The following is a 15,493-nucleotide window of genomic DNA, read 5'->3' on the forward strand; positions in this document are numbered from 1 at the left end:
TCACCTTGGGAAGAGCGTGATGGGGTTGACGACGTCAGCGGCGATCGTCAGCAGCGTGAACGCGCCACCGATCAGGATCACCGCGTACGTGAAGGGCATCAGTTTGAGGTAGTCGACCCGGCCGGGGTCGGCCCGGCCGATCCGTGCGTAGACCCAGGAACGGGCCCGCTCGAACCAGGCGATGGCGATGTGGCCGCCGTCCACCGGGAGCAGCGGCAGCAGGTTGAACACGCCGATGAAGAAGTTCAGCGACACGAAGAGCATGAAGAAGACCAGCCAGGCGTTGTTCTCCACCGCCTCGCCGCCGAGTCGGCTGGCGCCGACCACGCTGATCGGGGTGTCGACGTCCCGCTCGCCGCCGGTGAGGGCGGTCCACAGGGCGGGGACCTTCTGCGGGAGGCGCTGGAGCGCCTGGACGGTGCCGACGGCCAGCTGACCGGTGAAGTCGGCGGTGGCGCCGAAGGCGCCGATCGGCCCGTACGTCACCCGGGTGGGCGTGCTGGGGACGAGGCCGACGCCGAGCGCGGCCACCGGCGCGGCGGCGCCGGTCGGGTCGTCCAGCGGCGGACGCTGGGTCTGCGCGAGCACCGTGCTGGTGGTGCCCGGCTGCCCGTCGCGGACGTACGCGATCTGCGCGGTGTCGCCCGGCTTGAGCCCGCGCAGCGTGGTGAGCAGGTCGCCGTAGGAGCCGATCGGGGTGCCGTTGACCGAGGTGATCCGGTCACCGTCGCGCAGTTGCGCCTGGGCGGCCGGGCTGGCCGCGTCGGCGGGGGTGCACGCGCGCACGGCGTTCTCCGGCACCACGCACGGGCTGAGCTGGATCACCGCGGGCTCCTGGCGGGCCTGCGCGTCCGTGGTCGGGAAGTCCGGGTTGGGCAGGCCGGCGGAGACGGCGAGGATCCAGATCGTGATCAGGGCGAGCGCGAAGTGCGTGATCGACCCGGCGGCCATCACGATCGTCCGCTTCCAGACGGGGTAACGCCACATCACCCGCGACTCGTCGCCCGGCTCGACGTCGTCGTCCTGCGGGGTCATCCCGACGATCTTGCAGAAGCCGCCGAGCGGGATGCCCTTGACGCCGTACTCGGTCTCACCCCGCTTGAACGACCAGAGGGTGGGGCCGAAACCGACGAAGAACCTCGTGACCTTCATCCCGAACGCCTTGGCGGTCACCATGTGACCCGCCTCATGCAGGCTTACCGAGATGAGGATGGCCAGGGCGAAGAGGACCACCCCGAGCAGGTACGACATCAAGCTCCTTCCACCGAACCCGCGATGATCTCCTGCGCGTGCGCGCGTGCCCACGACTCGGCCGCGAGCACGTCCTCGACGGTACCTGGTTCGTCGAAGTCCGGAGCGTCCTCCAACACGCGTTCGAGGGTGTCGACGATCCCGAGGAACGGCAGCCGGCCCGCCACGAACGCCGCCACGCACTCCTCGTTCGCCGCGTTGTAGATCGCCGGGCGGCTGCGCCCGGCCTCCCCCGCGGCCTTGGCCAGCGCGACGGCCGGGAACGCCTCGTCGTCCAGCGGCGCGAACTCCCAGGTGTGCGCGGCCGTCCAGTCGACGGCGGCGGCGGCCTCCGGCACCCGGTCCGGCCAGCCGATGCCGAGCGCGATCGGCAGTCGCATGTCCGGTGGACTGGCCTGCGCGATCGTCGACCCGTCGACGAACTCGACCATCGAGTGGATCACCGACTGCGGGTGCACCATCACGGTGATGTCGGCGTACGGCACGTCGAACAGCTCGTGCGCCTCGATCACCTCCAAGGCCTTGTTGACCATCGTGGCGGAGTTGATCGTGACGACCGGCCCCATGTTCCAGGTCGGGTGCGCGAGGGCCTGCTCGGGTGTGACCTGCGTCAACTCGTCGCGCCGCCGACCCCGGAACGGGCCGCCACTGGCCGTCACGATCAGCCGGCGCACCTCGCCGCGCGAACCGGAGCGCAGGCACTGGGCCAGCGCCGAGTGCTCCGAGTCGACCGGGACGATCTGCCCCGGCCGCGTCACCGCGGCCTTGACCAGCGGGCCGCCGGCGACGAGAGACTCCTTGTTGGCCAGCGCGAGGGTACGACCACCGCGCAGCGCGGCCAGCGTAGGAGCGAGGCCCAACGAGCCGACCACCCCGTTGAGCACGATCTCGCACGGCCACTGGGCCAGCTCGGTCATCGCGTCCGGCCCGGCCACGATCTTGGGAAGCTTGAAGTCGCCGGTGGCCCAGCCGCGCCGGCTCGCCTCGGCGTAGAACGCGAGTTGGAGGTCCTGCGCGGCCGACGCCTTGGCCACCCCGACCGCCTCGACGCCCAACTCCAGGGCCTGCGCGGCGAGCAGCTCGACGTTGCCGCCGCCCGCACCGACCGCGACCACCCGGAACCGGTCCGGGTTGCGCCGGACGATGTCGATGGCCTGCGTGCCGATCGAGCCGGTGGACCCGAGCAGGACGAGGTCGCGGGGGGAAGTCACCCGGCCATTGTTCCCCACCGCCGCTGTACGCCCACTGGGAGCCTCAGCCCTCGCCGCCCACCTGCAGATCGGCGACCCCGTCGGTTGATGATCGACTCGCGTTCACGAATTTCGGGGTATCCGCAGCACCCGGACACCCCGACATCCGTGAAATCGTGTCGATCAAGCCGACGGGCGGTTGACCGGGGGCCGCCGGAGCGGCCCCCGGTCAGCGCTAGCCGCCGTTGATGACGAACTGCGAGCCCGGCTGGATGACGATGTTGCCGTCGGCCGAGTTGGTGATGGTCACGTTGGTCAGGTTGGCGTTGCCGCGCGCGCCGCTCATCGCGAGGATGCCGGCACCGTTGTTGGACTTGTCGATCCGCACGTTGGTGATGGCGACGTTCGGCATGTTGCCGCCGCCGTTCTTGAACTGGATGCCGTCGTAGGTCGAGTCGATGATGTCGGTGTCGCGGATCGTGACGCCGACGATGTCCCTGGTGGCGGGGAAGAGGGTGATGGCGCCGAACTCCTGGTCCTCGTTCCAGAAGGCGCCACCGGTGCGGTAGAGCCCGTTGTTGGCGATCAGCGTCGTCCCGGAGAAGGGCAGCGGGTCGTGGTCGGTCGCCAGCATGATGCCCGGGTAGTTCGCGGTGTCGTAGACCAGGTTGTTCTCGATCGAGTTGTCGTAGCCGCCGTAGATGGCGATGCCGTTCGCCCGCCAGGGCAACTGGATGGTGTTGTTGACGAAGTGGTTGTCGTGGGCGATGTCGACGTTGCGGTCCTTGACGTACGGGTTGGCCCAGACGGCGAGCGCGTCGTCACCGGTGGTGCGGAACGACGAGTTGAACACCCGCGAGTTGCGCGTGCCGTTGCTGAAGTTGATGCCGTCGGCGTACGTGTTGCGGATCCGCATGCCGGTGAACTCCAGCCCGTCGGCCGGCCCCCACAGGTCAGGGATGTTGTCGTAGTCGCGGCCCACCCACACACCCACGTTGGCGTGCTCGATCCAGACGTTGCTGATCCGGGTGCCGGTGCCGAACCGACCGTTCAGACCCACGCCACCCTCGGCGTTGCCGTCACCGCCACGGATCCGGCCCGAGCCGAAGATGGCGATGTCGGAGATCTGGGTGTTCTTGTCGATGTCGAAGCCGAAGTTGCCCTCGTGCGGGTGGTTGATGCCGCCCACCACGTTCTGCGGCTCGGTCAGCGTGTAGAGCTGCGAGTGCCACATGCCGGCGCCCCGGATGGTGACGTTGCTGATGCCGACCTGGTTGTGCGTACCCCGGTTCAGTGGGTCGTCGGTCAGGATCTTCTGCTCCTGCCGCCACTGGCCGGCGGGGATCCAGACGCAGCTGATGACGCCGTTCTGGTCGTCGGTCACGGCCCGCTGGATGGCGGCGGTGTCGTCGAGCCCGTCGTTCGGGATCGCACCGTACGACGTGATCGAGGTGCAGCCGGCCGGCTGGCTCGCCGCCGGTGCCACCTGCTCCAGGTCGATCATGTCGATGACGTAGAACGAGGCGTTGTCACCCGCATCGCGCTGCAACTTGAACCGGGTGCCAGCCGGGTACGACTGCGCCAGCAGCGCGTTCGACTCGTCGAACAGCCGTCGGGCGTCGGCCTGCGGGGTGTTGGTCAGCGCCTCCGGCCCGTCGGTGTTGCCGTAGAGCCAGCTGTGCCTGGACGACAGGGTCAGCTTCCGGGAGAAGACGTCGTTGACGTAGAGGCTGATCGTCGCCTCGATGCCACCGCCACCGGGAGCGTCCGGGATGGAGTTACGCACCACGATCGCGTTGGCGGCGTTCGCCGAGGTGAACTCGACGAACTGGCCGGTGCTGTTCAGGCGTACCGACTTGCGGCCCGAGGACTCGGTCGCGAAGTTGGTGTGACCGAAGGTGCGCAGCGGGTCGGTCTCCAGCAGCGTGCCCTGGTAGCGGCCGGCCTCGGCCTCGTACGAGACGTACGGGACCGCTGCCCCACGCCCGACCACGATCGACTGGCTGAACGCGTTGTTGCTCTCGTTGGTCTCGGTGACCGCGTTTGTCGCGTCGGCGGTGGCGGTGATGGTGGCGCCGCCGCTCGTCGCCGTCCAACTGCCGGTGACGGCCACGTTGACCGTCGCGCCGGCCGCGATCGAGGCGGTGGTGGTGTTGAGGGTGGAGCCGCCCACCACCAACCGGGTGACCGTGGTCGCGCCGGTCGCGCTGGTGCCGCGGTTGCGGACCGCCACGGTGAAGGTGACGGACGCCCCGACGGCCGGGTTCGGCGGGTTGGAGGCGATGCCGAGCACCTCGAGGTCAGGGCCGGGGGCCTGCGCGACCACCAGTGGTGCGGGTGCGGTGAGACTGTTGTTGCCGTTGTTCTGCTCGACGATCGTGTTGGTCGGGTCGACCACCGCCGAGACGGCGTAGCTGCCCATCGGGCGGGTGCCGGCGTTGAACGACACGGTGGTCGAGGCGCCCGCGCTGAGCGCGCCCACCGTGGCGCTGCCGACGACCGCGCCGGCCAGGCTGAAGTTCAGCGTGGTGGCACCGGCGGCCGCTGACCCGATGTTCTGCACCACGGCCGAGAGGGTGACCGGGCTGACCTCGCTGGGCGACGTCGGCGACCAGGTCACCGAGTTGACGACCAGGTCCGGGTTGGGCGCCGGCGTTCCGCACACCTCAAGCTCGGCCACCTGTCCGGACGGGGCGCCGGTGTTGCCGGTGAACCGCAGCTGCACGTCCGCGGTGGTCGCGGTGACCGGGATGCTCACCACGTTGGTGCCCTGGACGAACTGGTAACTCGCCGCCGACACCAGACTGGTGTACGCGGACGCGGCCTGGTCGCGGCCCAGGATCTGGATGGTCTGGGTACGGGTGCCCCACGCCGGGTCGGGGTTGAGCTTGACGGTGACGCCGCTGATGGAGTGGTTGGCGCCCAGCGCCACGGTCAGGTTCTGCGGGTAGCTCGGCGCGCCTTCCCAGTAGGTGGTGAGCTGCCCGTCGTTCGCCTTCTCAGGGGTGAAGCTGAAGGTGGAGCCGCTCGCCGTCATGCTCTTGCCCTGCGCCACGTTGGTGCAGGCCGGCGGGTTGCTACCGGTCCGGGTCACCGTGTTGCTGCTGCCGGACAGGTTGCCGGCGCCGTCGCGGGCGCGGACGAAGTACGACACGGTCGCCGTCGCCGGCTGGGTGTCCTGGTAGGTGAGGACGGTGCCCAGCGTCGCGATCAGGTTGCCGCCCCGGTAGACGTTGTAGCCGGCCAGGCCGCTGCCGCCGGTGTCGGTGGACGCGCCCCAGTTCAGCGTGATCGTGCTGCCCGACGTGCTGTGCGACAGCGTGCCCGGGACGCTCGGCGCGGTGGTGTCACCGCTGCCGGTGCGGGTCACCGTGTTGCTGTTGCCGGACAGGTTGCCGGCGCCGTCGCGCGCCCGGACGAAGTACGACACGGTCGCCGTGGCCGGCTGCGTGTCGTTGAAGGTGGTCACGTTGCCGATGGACTGGAGGAACGCGCCGTTGCGGTAGACGTCGTAGCCGGCGATGCCGCTGCCGCCCGCGTTGTCGGTCGACGCGACCCAGTTCAGGCTGATGGTGGTGCCCGACTGGGTGTAGGACAGGTTGCCCGGCACGCTCGGCGCGGTGGTGTCCGGGGTGGTGCCGCCGCTGCCGTACACCTCCAGCTCAGACAGTTGCCCGGCCGGCCAGCCGCTGTTCGCGGTGATGGTGATGCGGACGTAGCGGGTGGCGGTCTGACTGAAGTTGATCGTGACCGTGCTCGCGCTCGCCGGGTTGAACGTGTACGTCTGCGACCCGACCAGGTCGGTAAACGACGAACCGGTCGCGCTGCCCTGCACGCTCAACGTCTGCGTACGTGTCGCCCAACCGGAGGTCGGCAGCTTCAGCACGACCTGGTTGACGCTCTGCGATGAGCCGAGATCGACCTGCACCCACTCCGGGAAGGAGTTGTTGACGCTCTCCCAGTAGCTGCCCGCGTTGCCGTCGACGACCTTCGACGAGTCGTACACGTCGGCGTGGCCGCTCTCCTGGGTGGGGCGGCCCTGGGCGAGGTTGGTGGCCGCCGGGGCGAAACCGGTGCTCGGCGCGGCTGCCGTGTCGGCGGGGCGGGCTGCGCCGGCCGGGTTCGCGACCGCGGTCGCCCCTGCCGTGGCGATCAGCGTGGCCGCGGCTGTCGCCGCCACCATCCTGAACAGATTCGTTCGTCTCATCACTGTCCTTGTCGTCGGGGGACGGTTGCCGCGGATGGCGTGATCCGCGGCGTGGGGGCGTGCGTCGGCGCAGCGCCGGCTCACGGGTGGGCGCGAGCCGCGCTGGTGTCGTCGGGTGCCGGCGAGGCGAGGTGGTGGTGGCGGGAACGGGGGAAGAAACCGCCGCAGAAGTGGATCCGCTGGAATTTGCGGCCGAGTGCAAGGAATCAAGCACGCCTTTGTCGAGATCTTGCACTACGTTGACCAAAGATTACTGACGTGCTACGAGTGCGTCAACACTTCGACCACGGTGACTATCGACGGCGTTGGCTGTCTGGGGTCGACTGCGGATCCGCGCACCATCGCGGAAACCGCTGTCTCCCAACGAGACAGAGGCAGCAACGTCGGTGACGTTGCTGCCTCCGCGTGCTCGGTGGTCAGTCGGTCGGCGCCGTCAGGACGAAGGTCTCCACCTCCTCGCCGCCGTACCAGTCGGTGCGCCGGCCCACGTGCGTCATGCCGAGACGCCGGCAGACCGCCATCGACGCCTCGTTGCCCGGCGACACGACCGCGTAGATCTCCGTGGTGCCGGTGGCGAACTCCCGTGCGACGAGCGCACGCCCCGCCTCGGTGGCATAGCCGTGCCCCCACGAATCCGGGTGCAGGTGCCAGCCCACCTCGATGTCCTCGGTGCGCACCGCCTCGTCTCGCCCCGGCAGCGGCTTGAGCAACGCCGTACCCACCACCAGGCCGGTCTCGCGTACCTCGATCGCCCAGGTGCCGTACCGGCCGTCGTCGGCGGCGTGCCGGTCTTGCCAACTCCGCAGGCGCTCGGCGGCCTGCGCCGGGTCGGTCAGCGGCAGACCCGGTGACACGCCCAGCCAGCGGGCGATCTCCGGACGGGAGTAGATGTCGTAGATCCGGGCCAGGTCGGCCGGATCGTCGGTCCAGTCGCGCAGGATCAGGCGTTCGGTGGTGAGAACAGTCATGATCGGCGATCTTAAGGAGTGACGGTCACGACGATAGGGAAAGAAACCACGATGGGCGGCGCATGGCAGCGGGCGAAGCGGATCAGCGGCGCCGCGCTCCGCCCCGTGCGCGGGCGAGACCTGTCGCTGCACGCCGCCGCGATCACCTTCTACGGGGCCATCGCCATCGTTCCGGTCGCCCTGCTGGCGATCTGGCTCTCCGCGCTGGCGGCCGGGGCCGACCGGGTACGTCGGCTCACCGCGTACGCCGTGGAGGCCCTGCCCACCGCGATCGGCGCGCCCCGGGCGGTGGACGCGCTGGTCGACGCCGGGGTGGAGTTGACGCCGTTGCTGGCGCTGGCCGCACTGCTGCCCGCGTCGCTGTACGGCGAGGGCCTGCGCCGGGCGTTCGTCTCGGTGGCCGAGCCCCACTCCGACGAGCATCTGGTGGGTTGGCGGGGCCGGCTCCTGCTGCTGCCGCTGCTCGCGCCGGCCCCGGCGCTGCTGCTGTCGATCCTGCTGGCGCTGCCGCTCACCACCCGCCTGGTACGCCAGGGCGGCTGGGTCGGCGCACTGGGCGTCGTGCTGTCGTTCCTGGCGGTCTGGCTGGTGCTCACGCCGGTGCTGGTGTGGGTGTTCCGGGTGGTCGGGCCGGCCTCCCCGGACTGGCTCTCCACGCTCGCGATCGGGTCGTTCACGGCGGCGAACCTCTCCGGCTTCCTGCACGGCTTCGTGCTCTTCGCCTCGCTCCCGCTGGACCTGGGCGTGCCGTTCGGTGGCTTCGACGAGATCGGCGCCGGCGTGGCCGTACTCCTCTGGCTCTACGTGTTCCACGTGATCGTCCTGGCCGGTTACTCGGCGACCCTGGCCCTCTCCCACTGGCGCACCACCCGCACCACCCCCCATCCGAGTTGATCAAGAGGTTCGCGTCACCGGAGGGGCCTCTGCTGACGCAAACCTCTTGATCACGGGGCGGGCCGGGGGCTTACCCCCGACGGCGGTGCGGGCTAGGCTGCCGCGGCATGAGCAGCGAACTTCCCGTCCGCGCTGACGTGGTGATCGTCGGCGCCGGGCACAACGGTCTGGTCTCCGCAGTCCTGCTGGCCCGCGCCGGGCTGGACGTCCTGGTGTTGGAGGCCGCCGACGTGATCGGCGGCGCGACCCGCACCGAGAACCCGTTCCCGAAGGTGCCGGGGCTGCGCCATTCCACCGGCTCGTACCTGCTCGGGCTGATGCCGCCGGAACTGCTCGCCACGCTCGACGTACGGATCCCGGTGCTGCGCCGCGACCCGCACTACTTCCTGCCCACGCCGGGCGGCCTCGGCTCGCCGTACCTGCTCTTCGGCAGCGACACCGCCGCCACCCGGGCGCAGCTCGCCGAGTTCTTCTCCCCCGCCGACGTGGCCGCCGACGACGCCATGCAGGCCGAGTTGGCCGCGCTGCGCGAGGATCTCGCCCCGGCCTGGCTGGCGGAGCCGCTGAGCGCCCCGGAGACCGCCGAGCGGCACGTCCGCCCGGCGCTGCGGCAGGTCTTCGTCGACCTCGTCCAGGGCTCGGTGGCCGACTACCTGGCCCGGTTCGAGTTCCGCTCCGAACTGCTGGTCAGCATGTACGCGGTCACCGACGGGCTGTCCGGGCTCAACGCCGGCCCGGACGACCCCGGCACCGGCCACAACTTCCTCGTGCACAACATGTGCCGGCTACCCGGCTCCGGCGGCACCTGGATGATCGCCGAGGGCGGGATGGGCACGGTCTCGCGCACGTTCGCCGAGGCCGCCCGCGCCGCCGGGGCGACCATTCTGACCGGTACGCCGGTGAGCGCGGTGAGCCTGGACGGCGGCGCGGCGAGCGGAGTCGTGCTGGCCGACGGACGGCAGGTGGCCGCCCGGGTGGTGCTCGGCGCGTGTGATCCGTACCGGCTGATGGACCTGTTGCCCGACGGCGCGCTCCCGGCGCCGCTCGGCGAGCGGATGGCGGCGGTCCGCCGCCCCGGCACCACCCTCAAGCTCAACCTGGCGCTCACCGGGCTGCCGCAGTTCTCCTGCCTGCCGGCCGGCACGCCGAGCCCGTTCGGCTCGACCATCCACCTGCTGCCCGGCTCCGCGTCGCTGGTCGGCGGGGAGGCCACCTCACCGATGACAGCACTGCGGGCGATGTGGGCGGACGTGCAGGCCGGGCTGCTGCCGGCGGAACCCACTATCGAGTGGTACCTGCACACCACCGTCGACCCGTCGCTCTCCGACGCCGCCGGGCACCACTCGTCGGCGCTCTTCGTCCAGTCCGTCCCGTACGAGCTGACCGGCACCACCTGGGACGCGGAGCTGCCCGGTTACGTCGACCGGCTCATCGGGATCGTCGAGCGGTACGCCCCCGGCACCGCCGACCTGATCGCCGACGCGGTGCCACTGCCGCCGCCCGGCATCGAGGAGCACTTCGGCATCACCGGTGGGCACATTCACCACGTCGACAACACCGTCTCGTTCACCGACCGGATGCCCTACGCCACCGGGATCGACGGCGTGTACGCCGGCAGCGCTGGCTGCCACCCGGCCGGCAGCGTGATCGGGGCCGCCGGCCACAACGCCGCCCGCCGCATCCTCGCGGACCTAGGCCGCTGACCCGTCCTCGGCCCGGTGGGCGTACGGCCGGAGGTCACCCGGGCCACCGATGAGGTAGAAGGCGACCAGCAGGAGGTACGCGCCGAGGCTGAGGATGGGGTCGACGAAGACGACAGCGAAGGCGATCACGTAGAGCAGGGGCTTCAGCCGTATCCGCCGTGCGATCGCCCGGGCCAGCCGGGGATCCAGGTCGGCGTGGAGCAGCCCGCGCCGGCGGGCCCACCACCAGCTCAGGTTGACGAAGATCGCTTCGCCGAGCACGGTGCCGACGTAGAGGGCGGCGGTCAGCCGCTGCTCCGTCGCGCTGCCGCGCAGGTTGTCCGACAGCAGGTCGGCGGTGAACGGGATCGTCGCGATGAAGAGCAGCACGAGCAGGTTGAGGACCAGCAGCATCTGGTCGACCCGGGCCACGTACCGCCAGATGTTGTGGTGGGCGATCCAGACCTGACCGGCGATCCCGAAGGTGATCACGTACGCCAGGTAGGACGGCCAGGCGTCGGCGAGGGCCTCGGGAAGCTCTCTCCCGCCGACCCGGGCCGGGCCGGTCTGGAGCAGCTCGACGGCCATCACCGTCAGCACGACCCCGAAGACCCCGTCGCTGAACGTCTCCACCCGCGCCGCGTCCCGAGCCATCTCCCGGCCGCGCCCGTACCGGTACTCGCCCTTGCGCGCGTCCGCCCCCGCCACGCCCACCCCACTCTCGGTGGTGTCCGGTTGCTGCCGGACTGCGGCTTACGCCGCCCTCCACTGCATCGTGGTGCATGGCGGGGCCGCGCGGACGCGGATCGGGCGCGCCGGGCACCACCTCGGGTGCCCGACCGGCTCGTCAGCTCAGCGCCTCACCGGCGGGGGCCGGGGTCTCGGCGTCGACGCGGTGGGCACGAACCTTGTGGCCGACGCTCGTCAGGCAGCGGCCACTGGGCAGGTCGAAGCGCCAGCCGTGCAACTGGCAGGTGAGCTGATCGCCCTCCACGATGCCGAACCGGGTCAGGTCCGCCTTCAGGTGCGGGCAGCGCCGCTGCACCACCCAGTCGCCCAGCGTGATGTCCTCGGCGTCGGTGCTGCGCTCGTGCTCGTCGTACCAGCCCTCGGCGTACTGGAGCCGCTCTTCGGACAGGCACTTGAAGAACGCGTAGACGAACTCGTTGTACTGACCGATCCGGGCCGCCGAGAACCGGCAGGACAGGAAGAGCGAGTTGACCCAGTCGACCTCGTCGATGAAGAGCAGATGCTCGATCAGCGACCGCTCCGTGCGGAACCGGTAGCGCACCTTCTCGTCGGCGTACGGCCGGACCTCCTTGCCCGGGAAGTCCACCACGATCGACTCGACGCTCTCCCCGTCGTAGCCCACCAGGTCGAATCGGACCGGGCCGCCGACACCCTTGGCCAGGTAGATCGACTCGTCGAGCAGCGGCTCGATCCGGCTCTTCATCTGAGCGAGCACGTCCACCTCGGGGTGCCGCCAGGACGCCTTCTCCGCCTCGATGATCGGACGCTTGCGCTCCCGCATCTCCTCCAGGTGCGCGACCTTGTTCGCGAAGAACTCGTCGACCGGCACCGGGTGGGTCGTGGTCGCGCCCTCGGTGGTCACCTCGGCGACGCTGCCCGGCAGCAGCACGATGCCGTTGGTGCCGCCGACCTTGGCGTACTCCGACAAGAAGACGGACTGGTCGGGGAAGATGTTGCCCTCGTCGCCGTGGATGTCGTTGAACTGCCACAGCGCGTCGTCGAGGAAACACGGCGGGCCGGCGATCGGGAAGACGTGCGACGCCTTCAGGTCGTCGATGTACCGCCAGGTCCGGTCGAACTGCCGGTCGCGCTTCTGCTTACCGAACGCGGTCTTCGCCGCCTGCGGCAGTTCGTAGACCATCGGATACCAGATCGCGCCGGAGAACTGGAGCAGGTGCGCGTGCACGTGCCCCAGCTCGGCGAAGACGCTCAGATCGGTGGGGCGGGCGTCGTTCTGGTTGAGCAGTCGCACCCCGTCGTACTCGACCCAGAGCGAGGAGTCGCCGATCGGCCCGTCGGTCGGGCTGGTCAACGCCTGAATCATGATCTTCAGGCCGCCGGGCAGCTCCACCACCTGCTCGTTGGGCGCCTTCAGGAACGTGGTGAAACCCAGCGCCCGGAACTCGTCCTCCATCTCCGAGGTGGGGAACTCAGGGAGCAGGACCGTGGCGTCCTTGGAGATGAAGTCGCGCAGGTGCTTCGCGTCGAAGTGGTCCCGGTGCAGATGGGAGACGTACAGGTAGTCGACCTGGCCCAGGCTCTCCCAGTCGAGCAGGGAATTGTCCGGGAATGGGAACCAGGAGGCGAAGTAGGCCGGATTGACCCACGGGTCGCACAGGATGCTGCCCGCGGCCGTGTCGATCCGCATGCTGGCGTGCCCGGTTCCGGTCACTCGCACCGCACAGTCCCCCTCAAACAGACAATCAGGTGTACGCCAAACGCTACCGGAGCGAGTCTGGCCCCCGCCCCTCGATGCCGGCAGTGCCGTTCGGCCCGAGTGGGGCGGGGGCCGACGGCCGGGAAACACCCACCCCACCGCACCGAGCGAGAGGCGTGCCAGACTAACCAAAGATCCGATCGCGAGGGAAGGACCGACAGTGGCAGGAAGCGAGCCAGTAACGTCGCCAGATCAGCACAAGCCCGGGCACCGCAAGTCCGGGCAGATCGGTGCGGTGCTCTCCGCGCTGACGCTGGTCGTGATGGCGTTCTGCGGCAACCACGAGGGCAGGGTCGAGGACCTCTGGCTGATCGGTCTGGCCGCGCTGCTGCTGATCATCGTGATCGGCGACGTCGTGCTGCGGCGCAACGGTCTGCGCTCCTGACGCGACCGACCGCCGGACGACCGGCCAACGTACGCCGAGGGCCTGCCCCCACCCGGGGACGGGCCCTCGTCCGTACGCGTCGGGCTCAGCGCCCGAAGAGAATGTCCTGCACGTCCTTGAGCGCGGCGTCGACCTCAGCCTCGAAGTAGCCACCGGGCACCAGGCCGAACCGGAGCGTGTCCAGGTCCTTCGGGTCGACCGGCATCGGGTTGCGGCGCTGCATGCCACCGAGCAGGCTGTCGAAGAACCGATCCACCTGGTCCGGGTCGTACCCGCTGCCGAACCGGCGCACCTGGAAGCTGCGACGGATCTGATCGACCCGGTACAGGTCGCTGCCGGGCGGGCCAGCCATCGGCGGACCACCCATCGGCGGGCCGCCCATCGGAGGGCCAGCCACAGCGGGCGGGCCGCCCATCGGAGGACCACCCATGCCCTGCTGCGGCATCGGAGGCGGACCGGCCGGGCCTCGGCGCATGTCACGCAGGTCCCGCTCCGGCATCCGAATCTCGGCCGTCATGTCGGCGCGGCCATGCCGCCCGGCCTCGAAGCCGTCGAAGCGCGGCTCCTCCGGCGGAGGCGGATAGCCACCGGGCGAGCGCTGGTCATCCGGGCCGTAACCACCGGGCACACGCTGGTCGTCCGGGCCGTACCCGCCAGGCCCACGCTGGTCGTCCGGACCGTAGCCACCGGGGCCGGCGGGCAGGCCGCGCGGCGGAACACCGTGGCCACCCATCGGACCGGGACCCATCGGGCCACCGGGACCCATCGGGCCGGGGCCGGCCGGGCCTCGCGGGGCGTCGTAACCGCCGCGCGGGGCGTCGTAACCACCGGCGAAGGCGCCGGTCGGCTCGTCGTAGCGGCCGTAGCGGTCGGCGGGCGGGCCGGCCTGCGCGGGCATCGGTCGGGGCGGCATCGGCTGCGGCATGCCCCGGTCATCGCGCATCGGAGGCCCCATGCGGTCCGGTGGGCCCATCCGGTCACCCATTCGGGGGTCGCCACCGCGCCCGGCGCTGGTGCGCTCCTCCAGCTCGGCCAGCTGTCGCTCGACGCGGTCCAGGTGCAGGTCGACCTGCCACTCGTCATAGCCGTTGAACCGGACCCGGAAGACGACGTCGTGGACCTCCTGGGAGGCCACCGGGGCGCCGACCTGTCGGCCGTCGAGCGTCGCCTCGACCCGGTCGAGGAAGGCATCCACCTCGTCGACCTTGTATCCCCGGCGGAGCGCCTTGCGCCGGAAACGCTGACCCTGACTCGCCACTATGTCTCCTGGTCTCGTTCGCCACGCCCGGTCACGCCGGTGCCTCTCCGGCGCGGTCGGTGTTGGTGTCGTTGTCCTCGGCGGCGGCGAGCTGGCCACACGCGCCGTCGATCTCGCGACCTCGGGTGTCCCGTACCGTGGTGGACACCCCGGCGTCGCGCAACCGCCGGACGAACTCCCGCTCAACCGGCTTCGAGCTCGCGTCCCAGCGGCTGCCCGGCGTCGGATTGAGCGGAATGAGGTTCACGTGGGCCAATTTGCCGGCCAGCAGCCGCCCGAGCAGGTCGGCTCGCCACGGCTGGTCGTTCACGTCCTTGATCATCGCGTACTCGATCGACACGCGACGGCCCGTGCGGGCAACGTAGTCCCACGCTGCGTCCAGCACCTCGGCTACCTTCCAGCGCTGGTTTACCGGCACGAGTTCGTCGCGCAGATCATCATCGGGGGCGTGCAACGACAGCGCAAGGGTCACTGAGAGGTCTTCGCTGGCCAGTCGGTGGATGGCCGGAACCAGGCCGACCGTGGAAACGGTGATGTGCCGCTGGGACAGGCCGAGCCCCTCCGGAGCCGGGCTGACCAGGCGACGGATGGCCGCGACGACCCGGGAGTAGTTGGCCAGCGGCTCGCCCATACCCATGAACACGACGTGTGACAGCCGCGGCGGAGAGCCGACGACCGCACCGGAGGCCGCCACACCGGCCAGATAGACCGCCTGGTCGACGATCTCGGCGGTGGACAGGTTGCGGGTCAGCCCGGCCTGGCCGGTCGCACAGAACGGGCAGGCCATGCCACAGCCCGCCTGGCTGGAGATGCAGACCGTCACCCGGTCCGGGTAGCCCATCAGCACGCTCTCGACCAGCGCGCCGTCGTGCAGGCGCCACAGCGCCTTACGGGTCGCGCCGTCGTCACACGCCAGCTCGCGCACCGGCGTGAGCAGCGTGGGCAGCAGCTGCTCGGACAACCGCTCCCGGGTGGCCGCGGGCAGGTCGGTCATCGCCTGCGGGTCGCGGACCAGCCGCCCGAAGTAGTGGTTGGAGACCTGCTTGGCGCGGAATGCCGGCTCACCCAACTCGGTGACCAGCGCCTGGCGGCCGGCCAGGTCCAGGTCGGCGAGGTGCTTCGGCGGCATGGAGGCCCGGCGCGCGGCGGGGGCGTCCGAGATGGCGGGGATCAACGGCAGGCTCGTCATGG

General features: G+C 70.4%; 11 protein-coding genes. 3 read left to right on the forward strand and 8 right to left on the reverse strand.

Annotation, left to right across the window (positions count from 1 at the left end; genetic code table 11):
- The 4 genes from ACQEUX_RS18215 to ACQEUX_RS18230 all read right to left on the reverse strand — a co-directional run bounded on the left by ACQEUX_RS18215 (position 1) and on the right by ACQEUX_RS18230 (position 7,616).
- The gene (locus ACQEUX_RS18215; RefSeq protein ID WP_433048908.1) at positions 1–1,251 is read right to left on the reverse strand and encodes a M50 family metallopeptidase; all 1,251 of its coding nucleotides are present in this window, start codon (positions 1,249–1,251) and stop codon (positions 1–3) included.
- Entirely contained in the window at positions 1,251–2,462 is a 1,212-nt protein-coding gene (gene dxr, locus ACQEUX_RS18220; protein ID WP_433048911.1) for a 1-deoxy-D-xylulose-5-phosphate reductoisomerase, read from the reverse strand. Before dxr ends, ACQEUX_RS18215 begins: the two co-directional genes overlap by 1 nt.
- A 214-nt stretch (positions 2,463–2,676) precedes the next feature.
- The gene (locus ACQEUX_RS18225) at positions 2,677–6,648 is read right to left on the reverse strand and encodes a CARDB domain-containing protein (protein ID WP_433048914.1); all 3,972 of its coding nucleotides are present in this window, start codon (positions 6,646–6,648) and stop codon (positions 2,677–2,679) included.
- 416 nt (positions 6,649–7,064) lie between these two features.
- Entirely contained in the window at positions 7,065–7,616 is a 552-nt protein-coding gene (locus ACQEUX_RS18230) for a GNAT family N-acetyltransferase (protein WP_433048917.1), read from the reverse strand.
- A 51-nt stretch (positions 7,617–7,667) separates the two neighbouring features.
- Between ACQEUX_RS18230 and ACQEUX_RS18235 the strand changes: the two genes are divergently transcribed.
- Both ACQEUX_RS18235 and ACQEUX_RS18240 read left to right on the forward strand, forming a co-directional pair.
- Positions 7,668–8,510 (forward strand): YhjD/YihY/BrkB family envelope integrity protein, encoded by an 843-nt coding sequence (locus ACQEUX_RS18235; protein ID WP_433048920.1) that lies wholly within the window; start codon positions 7,668–7,670, stop codon positions 8,508–8,510.
- 107 nt (positions 8,511–8,617) lie between these two features.
- Positions 8,618–10,213, forward strand: coding sequence for a phytoene desaturase family protein (locus tag ACQEUX_RS18240; RefSeq protein ID WP_433048923.1), 1,596 nt, complete (start codon positions 8,618–8,620; stop codon positions 10,211–10,213).
- Here the strand turns inward: ACQEUX_RS18240 and ACQEUX_RS18245 are convergent.
- On the reverse strand, positions 10,202–10,846 hold the full coding sequence (locus ACQEUX_RS18245) for a TMEM175 family protein (RefSeq protein ID WP_433049959.1): 645 nt from the start codon (positions 10,844–10,846) through the stop codon (positions 10,202–10,204). The genes ACQEUX_RS18240 and ACQEUX_RS18245 overlap by 12 nt on opposite strands.
- Before the next feature lie 193 nt (positions 10,847–11,039).
- Positions 11,040–12,620: a Rieske 2Fe-2S domain-containing protein gene (locus tag ACQEUX_RS18250; RefSeq protein WP_433048926.1), complete on the reverse strand. Its 1,581-nt coding sequence runs from the start codon at positions 12,618–12,620 to the stop codon at positions 11,040–11,042.
- A gap of 199 nt (positions 12,621–12,819) precedes the next feature.
- On the opposite strand from ACQEUX_RS18250, the gene ACQEUX_RS18255 reads away from it, so the two are divergent.
- On the forward strand, positions 12,820–13,044 hold the full coding sequence (locus tag ACQEUX_RS18255; RefSeq protein WP_433048929.1) for a DUF2631 domain-containing protein: 225 nt from the start codon (positions 12,820–12,822) through the stop codon (positions 13,042–13,044).
- 85 nt (positions 13,045–13,129) lie between these two features.
- Here the strand turns inward: ACQEUX_RS18255 and ACQEUX_RS18260 are convergent, their stop codons facing one another.
- A complete protein-coding gene (locus tag ACQEUX_RS18260) occupies positions 13,130–14,302 on the reverse strand; it encodes a DivIVA domain-containing protein (protein WP_433048932.1) in 1,173 nt (390 codons plus the stop codon).
- Positions 14,303–14,333: 31 nt separating this feature from the next.
- A complete protein-coding gene (gene rlmN, locus ACQEUX_RS18265) occupies positions 14,334–15,491 on the reverse strand; it encodes a 23S rRNA (adenine(2503)-C(2))-methyltransferase RlmN (RefSeq protein WP_433048935.1) in 1,158 nt (385 codons plus the stop codon).
- Between the last annotated feature and the right edge of the window lie 2 nt (positions 15,492–15,493).

It is taken from the genome of Micromonospora sp. CA-259024, assembly GCF_050936255.1.
Classification (GTDB): domain Bacteria; phylum Actinomycetota; class Actinomycetes; order Mycobacteriales; family Micromonosporaceae; genus Micromonospora.

What these genes read in the sequence shown, in the direction of transcription:
- ACQEUX_RS18215 (WP_433048908.1), bottom strand. Translation starts at nt 1,251, where the DNA reads ATGTCGTACCTGCTCGGGGTGGTCCTCTTCGCCCTGGCCATCCTCATC.
- ACQEUX_RS18225 (WP_433048914.1), bottom strand. Translation starts at nt 6,648, where the DNA reads ATGAGACGAACGAATCTGTTCAGGATGGTGGCGGCGACAGCCGCGGCC.
- ACQEUX_RS18230 (WP_433048917.1), bottom strand. Translation starts at nt 7,616, where the DNA reads ATGACTGTTCTCACCACCGAACGCCTGATCCTGCGCGACTGGACCGAC.
- ACQEUX_RS18235 (WP_433048920.1), top strand. Translation starts at nt 7,668, where the DNA reads ATGGGCGGCGCATGGCAGCGGGCGAAGCGGATCAGCGGCGCCGCGCTC.
- ACQEUX_RS18240 (WP_433048923.1), top strand. Translation starts at nt 8,618, where the DNA reads ATGAGCAGCGAACTTCCCGTCCGCGCTGACGTGGTGATCGTCGGCGCC.
- ACQEUX_RS18245 (WP_433049959.1), bottom strand. Translation starts at nt 10,846, where the DNA reads ATGGCTCGGGACGCGGCGCGGGTGGAGACGTTCAGCGACGGGGTCTTC.
- rlmN (WP_433048935.1), bottom strand. Translation starts at nt 15,491, where the DNA reads ATGACGAGCCTGCCGTTGATCCCCGCCATCTCGGACGCCCCCGCCGCG.